The organism is Mucilaginibacter sp. A3364 (assembly GCF_059690715.1).
The window spans coordinates 252826-272162 of sequence record NZ_JCAWED010000003.1 but is presented as its reverse complement, the minus strand read 5'-3'; the positions used below and the strand labels follow the sequence as shown (position 1 = coordinate 272162).

Genomic DNA, 19337 nt, shown 5'->3' with positions numbered 1-19337 from the left:
CTAAAGCTGATTATTCAATAACCGTTACTTTAAGCATGTTGGTTTTGCCATGTTTAACAATTGGCACAGCCGCGGTGTTAATTACCACATCGCCTTCGGCAATAAGGCCTTCGGCTTTCAATATAGCGTTAACATCGGCGATGGTTTGGTCAGTACTTTCTGTTTTATCGTAGTAAAAAGTACGTACGCCCCAAAGTAAGCTCAACGAGTTAAGCAAATGCTTGTTTGAGGTAAAGATAAAAGTACGTGCCTCAGGGCGGTAGCTTGATATTTCGTAAGCAGTGTAACCTGAAGTAGTCATTGATACAATTCCTTTAGCTTTAGTATGTTCCGCCAGGTAAACTGCCGAACCGCAAACCGCGTCGCTAAGTGATTCAGGAACGCTAGGATCTACTTTGCTGTCTTTTTCGGCATGGAAAGGATAACCTAATTGCTCAACGTTACCTACAATTTTAGCCATGGTCTCGATAACGATCAGCGGGAACTCACCAACCGAAGTTTCGCCGCTTAGCATCACCGCATCGGCACCATCCAGTACAGAGTTTGCAACGTCATTCACCTCGGCACGGGTTGGGCGCGGGGTTGTGATCATTGATTCCAACATCTGGGTAGCAACAATAACCGGTTTTGAAGCCGCGCGACATTTGCGGGCTATCATTTTTTGCAGTAACGGAACTTCCTCTAAAGGCAACTCAACACCCAGATCGCCACGGGCAACCATTACGCCGTCGGTAGCTTCAATAATAGCGTCAATGTTTTCAATAGCCTCAGGCTTTTCAATTTTAGCAATTACTTTGGCTGCTTTACCGCTGCGGGCGATAACTTGCTTAAGCTCGGTAATATCGTCAGCATTACGAACGAATGAAAGACCGATCCAATCCAGGTCCCACTCTAAAGCGTAGTGCAGGTTGGCCAGGTCTTCTTCGGTTAAGCTTGGTATAGAAACTTTGGTAGCCGGCAGGTTAACACCTTTACGTGAAGTTAAAATACCACCGTGAACTACTTCGCAAACAACGGTATCAACGCGGTTGGTTTCAATAACGCGCATTTGTATTTTACCGTCATCCAGCAAAATTATCTCGTCAGCCTGTACATCCTGTGGGAAGGCTTCGTAAGTAATGTATATCTGGTTGTCATCACCAATCAATTCTTTAGTGGTGATGTTAATTTTTGCGCCGTTAACTAAGTGAATGCCGCCATCTTTAACCAGGCCAATACGGATTTTTGGTCCCTGTAAATCGGCCAGGATAGCTACGTTGGTTTTGTGCTCGGCATTAATTTCCCTTATCAGGTCAACAAATTTCTTGTGATCTTCGGGTTTTCCGTGCGAAAAGTTAAGGCGGCATACATTTACACCGGCCTTTATCATAGCCAACAAAGTTTCTTTGGGTGCCGAGGCAGGCCCCATGGTAGCAACAATCTTAGTTCTGTTATAAGGTATATTCATAATTATCTTTTACTGTACAATTGAGCGTTTATTTGGGAGGATATAAACTTCTTACAAATCGGGCGCTAAAATAGCAGATTTTCCCGTGATTTTATCTTTTTTGGATCAATCTTTACCGCCGCCACAATTTCGGGTATGCGGTTAAGTGCTGATACTAAGTTTTCAAGGTCAGAATCATCAATATAATTTTTGATCATAAAAAAATAATCTGCTTTTTTCATCTCCGGAATCAGGTACGCGTCGCTGCCTTTATTGCCAATAAAATAAAAATCAGTCTCGCTGGCTTCCCAATTATAGGTAAAAAACGAAAAAAACGACGCTTCGGCACCCTGGTGAATATCAACCTCAAGATCAGCCGTTCGTACAAAATTAAAATTTAAATGCTTGTTTATCAGGTAACAAATTCGATAATCTTTTAGCGACGTTGTTACTGCTATAAGCACAAAATCTAAATCAATCTCAAACTTTAAAAATTTCTTATTCAAATATGTTTACATTTGCCGCCGGTAAAAATACAATATTGAAACCTTTGGAAATAAAATTTGTTACTCATCTATCTAAAAAGTTTTAGATTTGATATTTGATAGATTTTATTTTTCTTTGCACTGAAATTATTAATCATTAAACTATATTACTATGTCTGATATCGCTTCAAGAGTAAAAGCTATTATCGTTGAAAAATTAGGTGTTGACGAATCTGAAGTTACACCTGAGGCTAGCTTCACCAACGACCTTGGTGCTGACTCTTTAGACACCGTGGAACTGATCATGGAGTTTGAAAAAGAATTTAATGTGGCTATCCCTGACGATCAGGCTGAGACTATCGGCACAGTAGGTCAAGCAGTAGCTTACCTTGAAAAAAACGTTAAATAAGCTCTCCTTAATTTAATACACATTAAATGGGGTTTAAAAGAGTTGTAGTAACGGGCTTAGGCGCACTTACTCCAATTGGTAACAGCGTTTCAGATTACTGGAACGGTTTGATCAATGGGGTGAGTGGCGCTGCCTTAATTAAGAGTTTTGACACCACGCTGTTCAAAACCAAATTTGCGTGCGAAGTAAAAAACTTTGACGCCGATGCATTTTTGGGCAGAAAAGATGCGCGCAAACTGGATCAGTTTGTGCAGTATGCTCTTTATTCTACAGAGGAGGCCGTTAAAGATGCCGGACTTGATTTTTCAAAACTGGATACCAGCCGCATAGGCGTCATCTGGGGATCAGGAATCGGTGGGTTAAAAACTTTTTTGGACGAGGTAATGGCTTTTGCCAAAGGCGATGGTACACCACGCTTTAACCCATTCTTTATCCCGAAAATGATAGCTGATATCGCCCCCGGCCATATCTCTATTAAATACGGTTTACGAGGGCCAAATTTCACAACAGTTTCTGCCTGTGCATCATCAAACAACTCGCTGATAGATTCATTCAACTATATCCGTTTGGGTAAAGCTAACATGTTTATAAGCGGTGGTTCTGAAGCGATAATTAATGAAGCCGGTATCGGTGGATTTAATGCTATGCACGCCCTGTCTGTACGTAATGATGATCCGCAAACGGCATCGCGCCCGTTTGATCTTGACCGCGACGGTTTCGTGGCAGGTGAAGGTGCCGGTACCATTATTTTGGAAGAACTGGAGCACGCTAAAGCACGCGGAGCAAAAATTTATGCCGAAATGATGGGCGGCGGCATGAGTGCCGATGCTTACCACATGACGGCGCCACACCCTGATGGCCTTGGTGCTGCAAACGTAATGCGCGCCGCGCTGGAGGATGCAGGTATGCAACCATCAGATATTGATTATGTAAACGTACACGGCACGTCAACCCCAATTGGCGATCCGCAGGAAGTTAAAGCAATACAGGATGTTTACGGCGATGATATTTATCGTATCAACGTAAGCTCAACCAAATCAATGACAGGTCACCTTTTAGGTGCTGCCGGCGCGGTTGAAGCTATTGCATCAATATTGGCTTTAAACCATGGTATTGTACCACCAACTATTAATCACTTTACAGACGATCCGACGTTTGATCCTAAAATTAATTTCACCTTTAACACCGCGCAAAAACGCGAGATAAGGGCAGTACAAAGTAACGGCTTTGGTTTTGGTGGCCACAACGCGTCTGTAATATTCAAAAAATACGAAGATTAATACTGGATGCCTGTTAGCCGGTTATATAAGCTCTACTTATCTCCACACCGTAAATACGTTAAAGTACTAAAGAATTTGCTCGGTTTCGTACCGGGCAATTTGTCTTTATACCGTATGGCTTTCCGCCATAAATCGGTAGCGCAAAACGTAAAAAAAGGTGTAAAAAACAGCAACGAACGCCTGGAGTTTTTGGGTGATGCCGTATTGGGCAGCGTTGTTGCCGAAGTGCTTTTTAAACTGTATCCGTTTGAAGATGAGGGTTTTTTAACCGAGCTTCGATCAAAAATTGTAAGCCGGGTCAACCTTAATCAGCTGGCGCGAAAACTAGGTTTTGAGCAATTGATAGAGTATGATAGCCGCGTGCTGGGTTCGTCAAGGCAAGGCTCATTATTGGGCGACGCTTTTGAGGCGTTGGTAGGCGCGGTGTACCTGGATAAAGGTTATGATTTTACCAAGAATTTTTTGGTGAACCAGATCATCAAGGCCCATATTGATATCCACACGCTTGAGCAAACCGAAACTAATTTCAAGAGCAAGCTAATTGAATGGTGCCAGCGCCATAGCCGCGATATTTCTTTCGACCTGATTGAGAATGCCGATGGCGAAAATGTTAAGCTGTTTACCGTACAAGCCAGTATTGATGGCGAAGTAATGGGTATGGGCAAGGAGTTTAGTAAGAAAAATGCCGAAAAGCTGGCTGCCGAAAAAGCCTGCGAAACCTTAGGTATTTAATCAACTTTCAGTTTTTGCGATCTCAATGTCGCTTTGTTAACCTTAAAATACTCGTACGAGCGTTTGATGTAGTTAATGATATCATAATCGCTCCATACTTTAATATTCTCTAAAGTAGGACTGAAGTTTAGTATAAAATGATCCAGATCCTCGTCGGGCATACCGGTGGTTTTTTTAATCAGCGGCTTGTTGTAACGCCTTCTTATTTCCTGCTGCTCTAATTCATCCTCCGAATATTGTTGAAACCGGCGCGCATTTGCGGCAGATTTGCCAAACAAACTATATAATCCCGAAAGAGGTGACGCTATAACCGAGCCCACGCTTGGGCGCGTAGTATAAAACTGACCGTTCTTTTTGTAATCGTTCAAAGCATCAGCCAGTTCTTCGCGTTTACTGGCTTCGTTAATCTTTACTTCGTTTAAAACAATAACAGGTTGCAGGTATACCGATAGCAGATCGTCATTTACGATGGCGATGGTTTGGGTTGCAAAATCTACTTTCTTAATCAGCAAACTATCTCCGGCGGCGGCCTGTATCCTGAAGGTTCCAAGGTCATCACTGCCGGTAACTGTTTTACGGGTGATGTTTTGAATGATGGCTTTAGCTACACGATCTTGCGTGCTTTTGCGAAAAACTACACCGGTAACGGTAAATAACTTTTGCGCAGATGCACCCAAGGTACAGCAAAAGCAAAACAGTATTAGCAGGGTAATGCGGCTATATATAAATAATGATCTCAAACTATAAAATTACGTATTGTAATTGGCTGCAAATGTAAAAAAATGTTAATTGTTTGAGGGTTAAAGATTGATTGTTAAAGATCAAAGATTAGTTACTGAAGTTTAATTAGTGTGTGTAGCAACTAACCTTAATCTTCAATCTTTAATCTTCATACCTTAATCATTAACCGCTAACCGTCAAAAATATTATCTTTGCGCATGATAAAATCCATGACAGGATATGGCATAGCCAGTTTCGATTCGGGTAATACCAAGTATACGGTCGAGATAAAATCGCTTAACAGTAAGTTCCTTGAGCTTAGCCTGCGTCTTCCAAAAGCATTTTCTGAAAAAGAATTTCAACTGCGTACCGATTGCAGTAAGCAAATAGAACGCGGCAAGGTAAACTTATCTATAACGGTAGAGCAAACCGGCGGTACCACTGCTAAGGCTGCAGGCATTGATGCTGATTTACTAAAAGAATATTACGATAAACTGAAAGCGGTTAGCGTAAGCTTAAATGAGCCTACCAGCAACTTACTACAGTTGGCGCTGGGTTTACCCGAAGTAGTTAAGTATGCCGAGGAAACTGTATCAGAAGATGAGTGGAAAGCTGTTTATAATACATTTAACGAAGCCATGACTGCCTTCCAACAGTTTAGAGGCGCTGAAGGCGATGTGTTGGAGCTGGAAGTTAAACAACGCATAGCTATTATTCTAGAAAACCTGGCGCTGGTAGAGGTTGAAGAACCTAAACGTGTGCCTGTAATAAAAGAACGCCTTAACCAGTTGCTGGCAGACGCTGTTGGTCGTGAGGTAGTAGATCAAAACCGCTTTGAGCAGGAGCTGATCTATTTTATTGATAAGCTGGATATTACAGAAGAAAAAGTGCGCTTGAAAACCCACTGCGAATACTTTTTAGAGACCCTGAAAAATGCTGACGCAAACGGTAAAAAGCTGGGTTTCATATCGCAGGAGATAGGTCGCGAGATAAATACCCTGGGCTCAAAAGCCAACGATGCCAACATTCAAAAGCTGGTAGTAGGCATGAAGGAAGAACTGGAGAAAATTAAAGAACAATTATTAAATGTGTTGTAAGGTTGTAAGGTTTTAAAGTTGAAATGTTTTAAGCGACACAACTTTACAACCTACCAACTTTCCAACTTTCCAACAAATAAATGGAAGAAGGAAAACTTATTATATTTTCAGCCCCATCCGGCGCGGGTAAAACAACTATTGTAAAGCACTTGCTTACTAAGTTTCCTGAACTGGAGTTTTCAATATCGGCTACCACGCGTCAGCCCCGCGGCGATGAAGAGAATAATAAAGCTTACTACTTTATAAGCAAAGAGGAGTTTTTGCACCAGATAGCCAAAAAGCAGTTTGTTGAGTTTGAGGAGGTTTATTCGGGCACTTTCTACGGCACCCTGCGCTCGGAGATTGAGCGCATATGGGCCGAAGGCAAAACCGTAATTTTTGATATTGATGTTGAAGGTGGCCTGCACCTTAAGCGTAAGTATGATGGTAGCGCCTTAGCCATATTTGTACAGCCCCCATCGCTTGAAGTTTTGAAAGAACGCCTTACCGGCCGCGGTACCGATAGTGCCGAAAAACTGGCCGAACGTTTTGAAAAAGCCGAAAAGGAACTGAATTACGCGCCAAAATTTGATATTATACTCAAAAATCACGATCTTCAAACAGCATGTAACGAAGCTGAGGAATTGGTTAAAAACTTCCTGGCGAAATAAATTAATTGCCGGCTTTTTAACTGATCACAACTTCCCGCAATCATTATGAAAATAGGACTACTATTCGGTTCGTTTAATCCTATTCATATAGGTCACCTTATTATCGCCAACTATTTGGCCAACCATACCGAACTGGATAAAGTTTGGCTGGTGGTATCGCCCCAAAACCCGCTAAAAAAATACGGCGACCTGATAAGTACCTATGATCGCCTGGAAATGGCCCGCCTGGCTACCGATAATGCCAGCAACATTGAGGTAAGCGATGTAGAGTTAAAGCTGCCGCAACCATCGTACACCATTGATACGCTGGCCCACCTTAAAGAAAAATATCCGCAGCATGATTTTGCCCTTATTATGGGTTCGGATAATTTGGTAACCCTCCCTAAATGGAAGAATTACAAACTCATTCTGCGCGATCACCGCATATTTGTTTATCCCCGCCCCGGGTATGAAAATGCCGAACTGGCCTCGCATCCATCCGTAACTATTACTATGACCCCGCAGATGGAGCTGTCTGCCACCTTCATCCGTAAATCCATAGCCGAGAAAAAGAACGTGCAATATTTCGTACCCGACGCGGTTTTAAAGTTTATTGAGAGTAAGAGTTTGTATAGATAATAGCCTCCGCTTTTACCGACGACCAATAACGCTTATCTTTGCCCCGTGAGCGAAAAAACAATACTAAAACTACAACTCCCTACCGACCCGCTTTGGGTTAAAAACGTGGTAGAAAGTAATATTGAAGAATTACTGATTGACCACGCCTACTGCGAACAGAAAGCTGCCAGTAACGCAATCACCCTCATCGTACAAAACCCCAACCTTAGCGACCTGGTACAACAGATGACCGACCTGGTGCAAGAGGAAATGGATCATTTTAAACGCGTACACCAAATCATTATTGAACGTGGTTACGTGTTAGGTAAAGAGCGTAAGGATGATTACGTGAACGAATTACGTAAGTTTATCATCGTAGGTGGCGGTCGCGAAGCGCAGCTGATAGACAGGTTATTGTTTTCGGCAATGGTGGAGGCGAGGAGTTGCGAGCGTTTTAAAGTATTGTCTGAAAATATTAATGATAAACAGCTGTCTGAGTTTTATCATGAATTGATGATCAGCGAAGCCACACATTATACCATGTTTATTAACCTGGCAAAAAAGCACGCGGTTAATATTGATGTGGATGCCCGCTGGAAAGACTTTTTATCCTACGAGGCCCAGGTAGTTAAAAACTACGGTAAAAACGAAACTATTCACGGTTAAGCAAGCCCGCTTATGCAGTTAAAATGTATTGCTATTGATGATGAGCCGCTGGCCCTAACGCTGATAAAAAAATACGCGTTGCGGGTGCCGTCGTTAAACATGGTGAATACATTTGAGGATGCCATAACCGGTGCCGAATATCTCAACAATCACGAGGTGGATCTACTATTTGTGGATGTAGAAATGCCGGACATTACCGGCATTGACCTGGTTCGCTCATTAACCCACAAGCCCATGGTTATTTTTATAACCGCCTACAAAAAGTTCGCCTTCGAGGGTTATGAGCTGGAGGCTATTGACTATCTGTTAAAGCCCGTTGATTTTGAACGCTTTGCCAAGGCTGTAGACAAGGCTTTGGACTACTACCGATACAAACACAACAGCAAAAAAGAAATCGCCGAAGACAGCCTGTATGTATACTCAGAATATCGCATGGTTAAAATAAACCTGCAGGAAATAGAGTATATAGAAAGTATGGAGGATTATATCAAAATCCATTTGTTGGAAGGTAGTAAGCCCGTTCTTACCCTGATGCCTTTAAAAAAGGTGTTGGAGAAACTCCCGACTGATAAATTTAAACGCATCCATCGCAGCTATGCCGTGGCGGTTGATAAGGTTCGGTCTATCCAAAATCGTAAAGTTTATCTAAGCAATATCCAACTTCCTATCAGCGACAGCTATGCTGATTTTGTGAAAGAATGGGCGCATAGTTAGCTTTTTTGTTTATCGACAAAAAAAGTCTATTCGCCGATACTTGTTATAACACCTTTAAAACTATCTACACCTTTGGCTTATAATTTAAACTAGAGGTTATGGAGAGGAAGAATTTTATAAGGGCATTTGTGGCTGCAGCGGCTGCAGGCCCCATGGTGCTGGCGGCTTGTAAAAAAGATACAAATATCGCCGAAGGCGCCACTACAACTACAGGCGGAACCACCACCACATCAGCAAACGGCGCTTGTGTAACGTCGCCAAACGAAGTTGAAGGCCCATACCCATACGTAGGCGGCGAAATAACCAACCCACTAAACAGAATAGACATTACCGATGGCCAGACAGGCGTCCCTTTAACCCTTAATTTGGTAGTTGTTAACGTGAGCGCCAACTGTAATGTAGTGCCAAACGCACGCGTGGATATATGGCATTGTAATAAAGATGGCTACTACTCGGGCTACGGCAACCAAAACAGCGTATTAGGAACGCAAAGTTACGTGGGCAAAACCTGGCTGCGCGGCTACCAAACCAGCGATGCCAATGGCTTGGTAAAGTTTGCTACTATTTACCCGGGCTGGTACAGCGGCAGGGCTACCCACATACACTTCGAGGTTTTTATAAACGGGGTGATGAAAAAAACCGGCCAAATGGCGTTTTCTGAAACCATATCTAACGAAGTACATGTTTCAAGCCTGTATGCTGCTCATGGTAAAAATACCATGAGCAATATGGCCGATGGTATATTGGGCAACTCAGCCAGTGATCTGGCTAACGAGACCTTATCACTGGTTGGTAGCGTAGCTGCAGGTTATACCGGCGCTTACACAATTGGTTTGGCACTTTAACAAGATAGATGATGGCAAAGGCATTAGTAAAACTAGTTTATCGCCAGGTGATAGACGCTTCGTCGACAGGCGATATCGAACGCAATATATTTCATGCATCATATGATGAGTTCCTGATGAAATCGCAGGCTTATAATCCTGAAGGGCGATTTAAAACGTTTACCGATTTAAAGGCAAATGATGGCAGGGCAAATTCCCTGCATTATAAAATAAGTTTCGGGGCGGGGCATTTTGTTGATTTTTTCAAGAACAAGATCCCCGGTATCGTCGACAGCATGGAGCGCAGTATTGAGTTTGCCGAAGCAAAGTTCGAGCTGATAGAATCGGACATAACGGACCGTACGGCCCATAAACTGGCTGTAAATTATACCACGGATACTTTATCGCTGATCAATATTATTGGCGAGTATTTGTTGCTTGCCAAAGGAGAAATTGTACCCGGCGAACTTGTAGATACGTTTATTTTAAAGATGCAGCCTAATTTAACCATTAGCGAATATCAGCAACTACGGCTAGAAGAGCGACCAATGCACATCAACGATAATTAAGAGCACCCCTAAATACAGATAGATCAGCCGGCAGGGCATGAGAAGGAGAGGTTGGTTTCATGAATGGCTGGTCACATAGATGGCGCTTCGGTTTTAAGGTTCCGGAGCGCTTATCTTATTTCAAAAGTATTGTTTAATTATGGCTTGCTTAACTAAACATATTTTTTTATTACTGCTAATAAGTTTAATCGGTGTTTGTTGCCAGGCCCAAAGCCTGGGCGACCCGCTGGTAAGCCTTGATTTTGGCGCAGGTACTGCAACGCATGGCGGCGCGTTACCAGCCGGTATTACCAGCTACAGCTATTCATCGGCAGATTTCCCTACAGATGGGTCGTACACTATCGAAAACAGCACCGCGGGTTCGGGCAACGTTTGGTGGTCAACGACAGATCATACCGGTAACGCGGGCGGTTACATGATGGTGGTAAACGCCAGCCTATCAAAAACAGATTATTTTTATAAGAAAACAGTAAGCGGGCTATGCGATAATACCGATTACCAGTTCAGCTTTTGGATAGTGAACCTGTTGCGCAGTAACGACATCAGCCCGCCAAATATTACCGTTTCACTGCAAACAACCGGTGGCGTAAACCTGGTTGCGCCTCAAAACACAGGCACCGTAGCCCGAACCAATGGCGGCCCGGTTTGGGTGCAGCATAAATTTAACTTTACGCTACCTGCGGGTACTAACGAAGTGGTAGTTATCATGACCAATAACAGCAATGGGGGAGCGCCGGCTAATGATTTGGCGATTGATGATATTACTTTCAGTCCCTACGGCCCTAACCTAACATCCAGTTTTAGCGGTAACGCCAGTATTACGTCCGAAGCTGCATGCACCGATAATTCAAAGCAATATACGTTAAGTACCAACACGCCCGCAGGCTATGCCTTGCAATGGCAATACCTTAGCTCAGGCAATCTATGGACGGATATTGCCGGAGCTACCGCGTCAACCTATAATTTTTATTCATCTACCGTTGCCGGTATTTACAAGTACAGGGTAACGTCGGCACTGGCGTCTAACATCAGCTCGGCTGCCTGTAGGGTGGCATCTAACGTGGTTACGCTAACGGTTAATTCGCCGCCTACAGCAACGGCTTCATCAAATTCGCCGGTATGTGCCGGCACCACTTTAAATCTTACTGCGCCTGCAGGCTCATCGTATAACTGGGTTGGGCCAAATGGCTTTAATTCTACAGTTCAAAGCCCGAGTATAGCCAATGTAACTACGGCAGCTTCGGGTACCTATACCCTTACAGTTGTTGCCAATGGCTGCCAGCTGACTATGCCTGTACAAGTGAATGTAAGCCCTATGCCTAGCGCCAATGCCAGTACCAGTAATAGTTATCCATGCGAAGGAGAAGTAGTTAGTCTTACTGCATCGGGCGGGGCATCTTATTCCTGGTCGCCTGCCACGGGCCTGTCATCGGCCACGGTTGCTAATCCAACATTCACAGCTAAAACAGATATAACATATACCGTTACGGTAAGTAATGCCGACGGATGTAGTAACACGGCTACGGTTCCTATTAAAGTAAGTACCAACCCAACGGCTAGCGCGGGCAGCAATAAAGTTTTCTTTATCGGCCAGCCTGCCGTTACTATTGATGGTAAAAGTAATTCAAGCAATTTTTATTGGACGGCGGTTCCGGCTTCGGGACTGGCGGCGTTAAGCAGCACAACATCGCTAACCCCTACGGCTAAGCCAACCGAAACGACTACGTATACGCTGCACGCTGCCGCCGATGCTACGCATTGTGGTAATGACGTAACAAGTGCTATGACCATAACGGTTTATCAGCAGGTAAGTATCCCCAACACATTTACCCCCAACGGCGATAACGTGAACGACAGTTGGGATATTACCGGCTTAAACACCTACAAAAACTCGGTTACGCAAATATTTAACCGTAGTGGTACTTTACTGTTTAAAAGCATTGGGTACCCACAGGCCTGGCAGGGTAAGTACAATAACCATGATCTCCCGACAGGCACTTATTACTATGTAATTGATCTGGGAGTTGAAAACAAGAGGTTTGCCGGTTGGATAAGCCTGCTTAAATAGTTTTTACCAGGCCCAGTACGGCGGTTAAGTAGTTATCCATCATATCAATATCCACCACATCATTCAGTAAACCAATGTGCATATCGGGCCTGATGATGAGGGCTTTCTTTTTATCCTTCGCTACTTCAAACATGTCGAAGGTCTCCTGATTTTTGGCTGATGGCGGGAGGTAAAAAAAGTTAATATTATTACCGTAGTTCTGGGTTATCCATTTGGCAACGGTAAATAGGTCGAGTTCCTTTAACTTGCCCAACACAATTAGTGTAAGGCCAGGTTTGCTGCACCATTCGTGCAGATCGGTGTATTCCTGCTTCTTTTCGTCAAACACTTTCAGGTAGGGCAGCCTGTCGCCGGCTTTAATATTTTTGGCATTGCTTAGGTGCAGGTTTATTTTGCTGTCGCGATAGGATATGTTGATCTGCGCTACCCGTTTAAAAAAAGCCGCGCGCAGGCTTTCGCTCCGCCATACCAACTCGGTAGCTTTCGGCATTATCCATTTATTAAAAAATACGATAAACCAATTGGTTGATATGATCATTTTGAACAGTTTGTCAGTTGTGTTCAGTAGCGTTTTGGCAACAGGCATGCGCTCGGCAGCATAGCTATCCAGGATGCTTTTCTGCAACTGACCGTTAACTACGCCTGCCAGTTTCCAACCCAGGTTATAGGCATCCTGCAAACCGGTATTCATGCCCTGCCCGCCAACCGGCGAGTGTATGTGCGCGGCATCGCCAATTAAAAAGCAACGCTCTTGCCTGAATTTATCGGCCATGCGGTGGTGCAGCTTATAGGTAGTGAACCAGTTTTCATGCACCACCGTCGTAGGCATGCCGGTTAGGGCGTTTAAATGTGGGAGCAACTCCCCTAACTGCAGATCAGGTTTACCCTCGTACGCCGGGGGCAGATTGCCAATTATGCGATAACTGTTATGCTCAGGCAAGGGAAAGAATGCTGCCATCTTCGCCTTACCCCTATATAAAGCTACTTGCTTGCCGGTTAGCTGCTCGTTATCCAATTCTACATCCGCCAGGAAAAATTCATTGGCATATGTATCGCCGGTAAACGGAATGTTTAATTGCTTGCGTACCGCACTGTGGGCTCCATCGGCACCAATCACGTATTCGCAGGTGATAGTTACCCGTTCGCCGGCGGATTGCAACTCCACTTCTGCTTGTTGAACATTTTGTTTTAATGACAATAAGGTTGTATCCCAGTAGACCGGGCAGCAGTTTTGCGTCAGGAAATCTAGTAGTAAGCGTTCGTTTTTGCTTTGCTGGTACAAATGCACAAAGGGAAATGGCGTTTGTTGTCGCCCAACATCGGTCAATGAAATTGACGTTGCCTGCTTGCCGTTTTGATAAAGAACCATACCGTCGGCCTGTTTGCCGCCCTGTAATGCACGATCTACAATACCCAGCTGCCGATATATTTCAAGCGAGCGAGCCTGCACCGCCAGCGCCTTAGACTTGTTGGTTGGCCCTTGCTTGCTATCAATAATAACAGGCATTACACCGTGCCTTAATAATTGTGCCGCCATCATTAGTCCCGATGGGCCGGCGCCTACTATTAAAACCTGGGTATGTTGTTGGGCAAGTATCACTTATAATGAACGCGATAATAAAAATATGGTTGGCTTTTTATGCAGGTCGGGTACCTTTTTTTGCCATTCGGCGATGGTTTTGGTTTGTACAAATTCATCGGCGGCGGTTAAGTTGCAGGCAATGCACAGCTTGGTTTTGGCGTTTGCTGTCTTCAGCAATTCTTCCAGCAAGGGGTTATTGCGGAAAGGCGTTTCGATAAATATCTGGGTTTGGTTAAACCTGTCGGCCATGTTTTCCAGTTCGCGTACGCGTTTAGTTCTTTCAACTTTATCAATAGGCAGGTAGCCCTGGAAGGCAAAACTCTGCCCGTTAAAGCCGGATGCCATTAGCGCCAGCAAAATAGAACTTGGCCCAACCAGTGGTACCACCTTGATGCCACGTTTATGCGCTTCGGCAACCACATCGGCACCAGGGTCGGCTATGCCGGGGCAGCCGGCTTCGCTCATGAGGCCCACGTTGGTACCTGTCATCAGGTTTTTAAAAAACTCGTGCATGTTGGCGCGGTCGCGATTGTGCTTGCCGTAGTCATGTATCAGTAATTCGCTTTGCGGGGTTTTTAGGCCGGCTTCTTTTAAAAAACGACGCGCGGTTTTTTCGTTCTCAACAATGTATTCCTTGATCTGATTAATGGTATCAACCAGGTAAGGGGTAAAAGTTTTGGCCGTAGCGTTGTCCGCAAGCGGCACGGGTATTAAAAAAAGCGTTCCGTGAGGCATGTTGCAAAATTGCTCATTTTTGCGCAGAAACAGGCATGCTATATATTTACATCATCAATTTAGCCTAACCGTTGCATTATTTGTTTTGTTAATTATTTGTTGTAGATTTAATATGCTTTTGATTTACAGACTGATATCATGCAATCGCAAGTTTACCGCACCAAAGTAAGTCCGTATATATTTATCCCTGTAGCTTTACTAATAATAGGCTTGCTGGCTTACATGTTTATGCGTCGCGAATTGAGCGACCTTGTGGTAGCTATACCTATATTTGCGTTCCTGGCTCACATGTACTTAACCACCGCCTATACTATTGCCGGTACCCAACTGCGTGTTAAAAGTGGTTTTTTGGTGAATGAAACTATTGACATCTATCAGATCACACACATCACCGAAACTCATACCATGTTAGGCGCACCGGCGCTGTCAATGGATAGGATAGAACTGTTTTATGGTAAATATGACAGCATTGTTATATCGCCCCCAAACAAAATAGAATTTATTGCCGCCCTTAAAATTATCAACCCAGATATTGAGGTACGGCTGGCTGAAAAAGCTATCTAAAATTTTAGAAATAACTTTGATTCCCGATTATTTACATTACCTTGCACAAATTAACATCAATAACAATATAATTACAATGGCAACAGGAACTGTAAAATTTTTTAACGTAACAAAAGGATTCGGCTTTATTGTACCTGACGAAGGTGGTGCTGAAGTTTTTGTTCACTCAACCGGCTTAACTGACCAAATTCGTGAAAACGACAAGGTTACTTACGAAGTTGAGAATGGCAGAAAAGGCCTAAACGCGACAAACGTAAAATTAGTTTAATACTATATTTATCTATTTCGTAACAAAAAAGCATTTGCCCAAAAGGCAGGTGCTTTTTTGCTTTAAGGGCTTGCCGGTGCGATTAAGGTTTTACCTCCTGATCATCGTCATGCTTTTCCGGCTTGATCTCTGATTGGATCATCTCCTTCTCAAAGGTTTTTTCGTCCTTGCGGTTGCGTTTAATAAACCAAATGATCAATAGTATGGAAAGTACCACAATAACGGCGGCCCACCAATAATTTACTGCTACAGCCATACATTTAAAATTTTGCTAAATAAAAATAGGATAACCTTTTGTTGTAAAAGTTATCCTACTATTAATTATTGTTACTCAAACAGTTTACTTCAATTTAGCAAGCGCCGTTTTTATGCGCGGAATGGCTGCTTCAATATCCTCAAAAGTACACGCGCCTACTGATGCCCTGAACCAGTTCACATCCTCGCCGGTACCAAATGCCGAGAACGGCACAAAGGCAATTTTAGCTTCTTTTATCAAATAGAAGTTAATGTCGGCTGAGTCTTTCAACACGATACCATCAGGTGTGGTTTTGCCCGCGTAATCAATTTTAAGCGTTAGGTAAATAGCTCCCATCGGGGCAATACTATCTATCGCGAAGCCTTCTGCCTTTAATTGCTGGAAGCCATTGTGCAAAGCATTCAAACTGGCTTGCACACGCGACTTTAAGGTATCCAGGTAAGTATCAACCAGTGCATCATCCAAAATATATTTGGCCATAGCAACCTGCTCAGCTTTTGGCGACCAGGCACCCATGTGGCCCACAATAGCCTTCATGTTGTCGATAATACCGGCAGGACCGAAACCCCAGCCCACACGCACGCCTGTAGCGGCGAAGCATTTTGAAGCGCCGTCAATAAATATTACGTAATCCTTTAACTCGGGGCGCAGAGTAACCGGGTCGAAATGCTGGTTATCACCAAATGTTAATTGCGAGTAGATCTGATCGTACAAAAAGTATAATGGTTTTTGATCAGCTGTACGGGTTTTGTTCTCTTCGATCACCAGGTCGCAGATGGCTTCCAGATCCTCTTTGTGAAACATTGTCCCGGTAGGGTTAAGCGGAGAGCAAAGCGCCAATAAGGTAGCGCCTTTAATATGCGGGCGCAGCTCATCGGCCGTAGGCATAAAGTTATTCTCGGGCTTGGTTTGCACCATAACGCCTTCAGCTTTCAGCAGGTCGCAGTAGTGGTTATTGTTCCATGACGGTGCAGGGAAAACTACTTTGTCGCCCTCGTCAACAACAGCTAGGTAGGTTGAATAGATCAAGGGACGTGAACCGCCCGAGATCAATATCTGGTTAGCTTTATAATCTAAACCCAAACGTTTATTTAAAAATACTGATACACTTTCGCGCAAGGCTAACACACCATCAGCAGGCGGATAGTTAGTTTGGTTTTGCGCATAGGCATCAACTATACCTTGTTTTAATTCGTCGGGGATAGGATATATGTTCGAGTCGTAATCGCCAATGGTTAGGTTAGCAATGTTTTGACCCTGGCGTTTTAACTCATTTATTTCGCCGGCAATTTTGATGATTTCCGAACCGCGCAGGTTCTCGGCTAGTGCAGATACTTTCATATTATTATTTAAGCTAAAAGGGTAAAGGTTAAAGCTGAAAGCTTGCCTTTACCCTTCGATGATAATTTATGTATTAAAGCTTTTAGCTTTGGTCTTTCCGCTTTAAGCTTACCCGGCAAGCGGCTTGCGTAACTTGATAATGCGTACCCAATGCATCACTTTCATTACAGGGTAAACCGGGTCAAACTCGTACCATTTGGCAGCAAAGTTTGAATTATTAGGGCGCTTGTGGTGGTTGTTTTGAAACAATTCGCCAAGCATTAAAAAATCAAGCGGTATAGAGTTTTTTGAATGATCGCCATTGTCAAAATTTGAGTAACCATATTTATGCCCGCACCAGTTTACGATAGCGCCATGTATAGGGCCCATCATAAAGTGAATTGGCAACAACAGGTACATCCACCAGTAGTCGGCAAAAGCAATATAAAAGGCTATATAACCCAAGCCAAATAAGATGCGCGAAATATAGGTGGATCCCCAAAAATCAAGCAAACGCCACTCGGGGTAGTTGCCTGCAAATACGGCATCAGGTTCTTTTAAACGCTTTTCGTACAGTTTATAGCTTTGTGCGGTGCGCCACATCATCTGGAAAACATCGCGGAAAAAGTAAGGCGAATGCGGATCCTTTTCGGTGTCACTGTAAGCATGGTGCTCGCGGTGCATAATAGCATAAGCACGTGGGTTTAAATAGGATGAACCCTGGCATATAAAAGTAAGCGCGTGAAAAACACGCTCGTTTATTTTATGCGTAGTAAACATTTTATGTGAAGCATACCGGTGCAGAAAGAACGTTTGGAAAAACAATGACAGGAACCAGTGTGCCAGGAAAAATATTAGAATGATCACGAATTATTATGGATTTGTGTATGTATTATAATTAACGGCAAAGATACAATTTAAGTTTGCCGCCTAATAAACTTATTATTAATTTAATATGTTTAGCAAATTGTATAACTTTATATACCTAAATGCCTATTACCAAACCAATACATCAACTACCTAAATAATATGAAAGACTTATCTCCAAAAAAAATCAGAACCGTTTGCTTTGCCATAACGCTGGGCTTGGCCATAACTGGTTGTGCACCAAAATTTGAACCAACGCCCGAACCCTATCCGCCGGGTAACCCGCCACCGGCATCGGCCACTGTGCCCGTAATAAATAGCATACTACCTGCTAAAGCTTTGCCGGGTAGCGTAATAGTTGTTAAGGGTTATAACTTTGCCCTTGCAGGTAATACGGCTACGATAAATGGCATGCCGGCCGTTGTTAATTCGTCGTCAATATCCGAGATAGCGATTACTGTACCCGCCAGTATGCCTGCCGGAACTGTAGGTAAAGTGGTGCTTAACACAGCCGGTAGTACGCTAACATCAACAACTAATTTTACTGCAGCCGGCGGTACGCTTAGCCAGTTCACCACTTTTAATCCGCTTATTGTAAAGCGGTTTTTAGTAAACAATTCGGGCGATACTTATAGCGTAACATCTGATGCTGTTTTAAAAACCATATTGGGTGACACACGTACCGTATTGGCCACCGGAAGTTTTGGTGCGCTTACAGGTATTGCCACTTATGAAAATCAAACCGGCGAACTCTACGTGTCTGATAGCCTTAAGCGCGCTATCTACAAGGTAACCGCCACAGGGCAGGTTGCCTTATTTGCGGGCGGTGGTTCGTTTGGTTATGACGATGGAACAAACGCCAATGCCAAGTTTGCCAAACCGGTTGGTATCGCCTTTGATGGTTCGGGTAATTTATATGTTGCGGATGAGTTTCGCGTACGTAAAATAACTCAGGTAGGTGTTGTTACCACTATTGCCGGTAGCCCGGACTATGCCGATATTAACGGCACCGGTACGGCAGCACGTTTTGGTACGCTAACATCTATAGCGACTGATTTGCAGGGCAACATTTTTGTAACCGATAACCTGTATAAAAAGATACGTAAAATAACCCCAGCCGGCGTAGTAACTACTTTGGCGGGCAGCGGTTTAGCCGGTTTTACAGATGGCCCGGGTGCTTCGGCTTCGTTCAACTCTATTGCAGGCATGGCTATTGATGCCGCAGGAAATGTTTTTGTGGCTGATAGGGACGCATTTACACCTATTTACAAAATACGTATGATAAACAAAACGGGTGTGGTAAGTACCTTGTTGACGGGTTCATCAAATAACTCAGTGGTAAACGGCCCAATAACAACCGCGACAGTAAGCAAACCCGATGGCTTAACGTTTGACAGTTTTGGTAACCTTTACATTTTTAACGGAGGTACAGGCACCGTAAACAAATTAACCTTTCAATAAACTAAATAGCATAACCAAAAACGCCCGACTCATCATCGGGCGTTTTT

General features: G+C 43.7%; 22 protein-coding genes. 14 read left to right on the top strand and 8 right to left on the bottom strand.

Annotated elements, in window-relative coordinates; translation table 11 throughout:
- Positions 1 to 10 precede the first annotated feature (10 nt).
- A complete protein-coding gene (gene pyk, locus AC59JT_RS19520; protein WP_497402277.1) occupies positions 11 to 1447 on the bottom strand; it encodes a pyruvate kinase in 1437 nt (478 codons plus the stop codon).
- A 65-nt stretch (positions 1448 to 1512) separates the two neighbouring features.
- On the bottom strand, positions 1513 to 1932 hold the full coding sequence (locus AC59JT_RS19515) for an IPExxxVDY family protein (RefSeq protein ID WP_497402275.1): 420 nt from the start codon (positions 1930 to 1932) through the stop codon (positions 1513 to 1515).
- A 151-nt stretch (positions 1933 to 2083) separates the two neighbouring features.
- Here AC59JT_RS19515 and AC59JT_RS19510 point away from each other — a divergent pair, with 151 nt between their 5' ends.
- Genes AC59JT_RS19510 through rnc form a run of 3 tightly spaced genes read left to right on the top strand, consistent with a single transcriptional unit; the run spans position 2084 to position 4332 of the window.
- The gene (locus tag AC59JT_RS19510; RefSeq protein WP_031266521.1) at positions 2084 to 2320 is read left to right on the top strand and encodes an acyl carrier protein; all 237 of its coding nucleotides are present in this window, start codon (positions 2084 to 2086) and stop codon (positions 2318 to 2320) included.
- Positions 2321 to 2346: 26 nt separating this feature from the next.
- Positions 2347 to 3600, top strand: a complete 1254-nt coding sequence (fabF, locus tag AC59JT_RS19505; protein ID WP_497402273.1) for a beta-ketoacyl-ACP synthase II — start codon at positions 2347 to 2349, stop codon at positions 3598 to 3600.
- A 6-nt stretch (positions 3601 to 3606) separates the two neighbouring features.
- Positions 3607 to 4332 (top strand): ribonuclease III, encoded by a 726-nt coding sequence (gene rnc, locus AC59JT_RS19500; RefSeq protein ID WP_497402271.1) that lies wholly within the window; start codon positions 3607 to 3609, stop codon positions 4330 to 4332.
- Here the strand turns inward: rnc and AC59JT_RS19495 are convergent.
- The gene (locus tag AC59JT_RS19495; RefSeq protein WP_497402269.1) at positions 4329 to 5072 is read right to left on the bottom strand and encodes a hypothetical protein; all 744 of its coding nucleotides are present in this window, start codon (positions 5070 to 5072) and stop codon (positions 4329 to 4331) included. The two genes, rnc and AC59JT_RS19495, sit on opposite strands and share 4 nt — an antisense overlap.
- Positions 5073 to 5270: 198 nt before the next feature.
- Between AC59JT_RS19495 and AC59JT_RS19490 the strand changes: the two genes are divergently transcribed.
- The 8 genes from AC59JT_RS19490 (at position 5271) to AC59JT_RS19455 (ending at position 12237) form a co-directional block, all read left to right on the top strand.
- Complete coding sequence (locus tag AC59JT_RS19490) at positions 5271 to 6149, top strand: YicC/YloC family endoribonuclease (protein WP_497402267.1); 879 nt, start codon at positions 5271 to 5273, stop codon at positions 6147 to 6149.
- Between the two features lie 80 nt (positions 6150 to 6229).
- Positions 6230 to 6799: a guanylate kinase gene (gene gmk / locus AC59JT_RS19485; RefSeq protein WP_497402265.1), complete on the top strand. Its 570-nt coding sequence runs from the start codon at positions 6230 to 6232 to the stop codon at positions 6797 to 6799.
- A 45-nt stretch (positions 6800 to 6844) separates the two neighbouring features.
- Positions 6845 to 7417, top strand: a complete 573-nt coding sequence (gene nadD / locus AC59JT_RS19480) for a nicotinate (nicotinamide) nucleotide adenylyltransferase (protein ID WP_497402263.1) — start codon at positions 6845 to 6847, stop codon at positions 7415 to 7417.
- Between the two features lie 45 nt (positions 7418 to 7462).
- The gene (locus AC59JT_RS19475; protein ID WP_497402261.1) at positions 7463 to 8062 is read left to right on the top strand and encodes a MiaE family protein; all 600 of its coding nucleotides are present in this window, start codon (positions 7463 to 7465) and stop codon (positions 8060 to 8062) included.
- Positions 8063 to 8074: 12 nt separating this feature from the next.
- The gene (locus AC59JT_RS19470) at positions 8075 to 8776 is read left to right on the top strand and encodes a LytR/AlgR family response regulator transcription factor (RefSeq protein ID WP_497402259.1); all 702 of its coding nucleotides are present in this window, start codon (positions 8075 to 8077) and stop codon (positions 8774 to 8776) included.
- Positions 8777 to 8874: 98 nt separating this feature from the next.
- Positions 8875 to 9621, top strand: coding sequence for an intradiol ring-cleavage dioxygenase (locus tag AC59JT_RS19465; RefSeq protein ID WP_497402257.1), 747 nt, complete (start codon positions 8875 to 8877; stop codon positions 9619 to 9621).
- Positions 9622 to 9632: 11 nt separating this feature from the next.
- Positions 9633 to 10169, top strand: a complete 537-nt coding sequence (locus AC59JT_RS19460) for a hypothetical protein (protein ID WP_497402255.1) — start codon at positions 9633 to 9635, stop codon at positions 10167 to 10169.
- A 139-nt stretch (positions 10170 to 10308) separates the two neighbouring features.
- The gene (locus AC59JT_RS19455) at positions 10309 to 12237 is read left to right on the top strand and encodes a T9SS type B sorting domain-containing protein (protein ID WP_497402253.1); all 1929 of its coding nucleotides are present in this window, start codon (positions 10309 to 10311) and stop codon (positions 12235 to 12237) included.
- Here the strand turns inward: AC59JT_RS19455 and AC59JT_RS19450 are convergent.
- A complete protein-coding gene (locus AC59JT_RS19450; protein WP_497402251.1) occupies positions 12230 to 13837 on the bottom strand; it encodes an FAD-dependent monooxygenase in 1608 nt (535 codons plus the stop codon). The two genes, AC59JT_RS19455 and AC59JT_RS19450, sit on opposite strands and share 8 nt — an antisense overlap.
- Positions 13838 to 14554 (bottom strand): SAM-dependent methyltransferase, encoded by a 717-nt coding sequence (locus tag AC59JT_RS19445; protein ID WP_497402249.1) that lies wholly within the window; start codon positions 14552 to 14554, stop codon positions 13838 to 13840. It abuts the gene before it with no gap.
- Between the two features lie 138 nt (positions 14555 to 14692).
- On the opposite strand from AC59JT_RS19445, the gene AC59JT_RS19440 reads away from it, so the two are divergent.
- Positions 14693 to 15118 carry a PH domain-containing protein gene (locus AC59JT_RS19440; RefSeq protein ID WP_497402247.1) on the top strand — a complete coding sequence of 142 codons (426 nt, stop codon included), beginning with the start codon at positions 14693 to 14695 and terminating at the stop codon, positions 15116 to 15118.
- Between the two features lie 76 nt (positions 15119 to 15194).
- Entirely contained in the window at positions 15195 to 15386 is a 192-nt protein-coding gene (locus tag AC59JT_RS19435) for a cold-shock protein (RefSeq protein WP_497402246.1), read from the top strand.
- Between the two features lie 82 nt (positions 15387 to 15468).
- On the opposite strand, the gene AC59JT_RS19430 is transcribed toward AC59JT_RS19435, so the two are convergent.
- From AC59JT_RS19430 to AC59JT_RS19420, 3 genes are all read right to left on the bottom strand, one after another.
- On the bottom strand, positions 15469 to 15642 hold the full coding sequence (locus AC59JT_RS19430; protein WP_497402244.1) for a hypothetical protein: 174 nt from the start codon (positions 15640 to 15642) through the stop codon (positions 15469 to 15471).
- Between the two features lie 84 nt (positions 15643 to 15726).
- Positions 15727 to 16983 (bottom strand): pyridoxal phosphate-dependent aminotransferase, encoded by a 1257-nt coding sequence (locus tag AC59JT_RS19425; protein WP_497402242.1) that lies wholly within the window; start codon positions 16981 to 16983, stop codon positions 15727 to 15729.
- Between the two features lie 108 nt (positions 16984 to 17091).
- A complete protein-coding gene (locus tag AC59JT_RS19420; protein WP_497402240.1) occupies positions 17092 to 17829 on the bottom strand; it encodes an acyl-CoA desaturase in 738 nt (245 codons plus the stop codon).
- Positions 17830 to 17991: 162 nt separating this feature from the next.
- Between AC59JT_RS19420 and AC59JT_RS19415 the strand changes: the two genes are divergently transcribed.
- Positions 17992 to 19290, top strand: a complete 1299-nt coding sequence (locus tag AC59JT_RS19415) for an NHL domain-containing protein (protein WP_497402238.1) — start codon at positions 17992 to 17994, stop codon at positions 19288 to 19290.
- The last annotated feature ends 47 nt before the right edge of the window (positions 19291 to 19337 follow it).

Excerpts from the sequence above, each read along its gene's own strand:
- pyk (WP_497402277.1), bottom strand. The coding sequence starts at position 1,447 with ATGAATATACCTTATAACAGAACTAAGATTGTTGCTACCATGGGGCCT.
- AC59JT_RS19510 (WP_031266521.1), top strand. The coding sequence starts at position 2,084 with ATGTCTGATATCGCTTCAAGAGTAAAAGCTATTATCGTTGAAAAATTA.
- fabF (WP_497402273.1), top strand. The coding sequence starts at position 2,347 with ATGGGGTTTAAAAGAGTTGTAGTAACGGGCTTAGGCGCACTTACTCCA.
- rnc (WP_497402271.1), top strand. The coding sequence starts at position 3,607 with ATGCCTGTTAGCCGGTTATATAAGCTCTACTTATCTCCACACCGTAAA.
- AC59JT_RS19490 (WP_497402267.1), top strand. The coding sequence starts at position 5,271 with ATGATAAAATCCATGACAGGATATGGCATAGCCAGTTTCGATTCGGGT.
- gmk (WP_497402265.1), top strand. The coding sequence starts at position 6,230 with ATGGAAGAAGGAAAACTTATTATATTTTCAGCCCCATCCGGCGCGGGT.
- nadD (WP_497402263.1), top strand. The coding sequence starts at position 6,845 with ATGAAAATAGGACTACTATTCGGTTCGTTTAATCCTATTCATATAGGT.
- AC59JT_RS19470 (WP_497402259.1), top strand. The coding sequence starts at position 8,075 with ATGCAGTTAAAATGTATTGCTATTGATGATGAGCCGCTGGCCCTAACG.
- AC59JT_RS19465 (WP_497402257.1), top strand. The coding sequence starts at position 8,875 with ATGGAGAGGAAGAATTTTATAAGGGCATTTGTGGCTGCAGCGGCTGCA.
- AC59JT_RS19460 (WP_497402255.1), top strand. The coding sequence starts at position 9,633 with ATGGCAAAGGCATTAGTAAAACTAGTTTATCGCCAGGTGATAGACGCT.
- AC59JT_RS19455 (WP_497402253.1), top strand. The coding sequence starts at position 10,309 with ATGGCTTGCTTAACTAAACATATTTTTTTATTACTGCTAATAAGTTTA.
- AC59JT_RS19445 (WP_497402249.1), bottom strand. The coding sequence starts at position 14,554 with ATGCCTCACGGAACGCTTTTTTTAATACCCGTGCCGCTTGCGGACAAC.
- AC59JT_RS19440 (WP_497402247.1), top strand. The coding sequence starts at position 14,693 with ATGCAATCGCAAGTTTACCGCACCAAAGTAAGTCCGTATATATTTATC.
- AC59JT_RS19435 (WP_497402246.1), top strand. The coding sequence starts at position 15,195 with ATGGCAACAGGAACTGTAAAATTTTTTAACGTAACAAAAGGATTCGGC.
- AC59JT_RS19430 (WP_497402244.1), bottom strand. The coding sequence starts at position 15,642 with ATGGCTGTAGCAGTAAATTATTGGTGGGCCGCCGTTATTGTGGTACTT.
- AC59JT_RS19425 (WP_497402242.1), bottom strand. The coding sequence starts at position 16,983 with ATGAAAGTATCTGCACTAGCCGAGAACCTGCGCGGTTCGGAAATCATC.
- AC59JT_RS19415 (WP_497402238.1), top strand. The coding sequence starts at position 17,992 with ATGAAAGACTTATCTCCAAAAAAAATCAGAACCGTTTGCTTTGCCATA.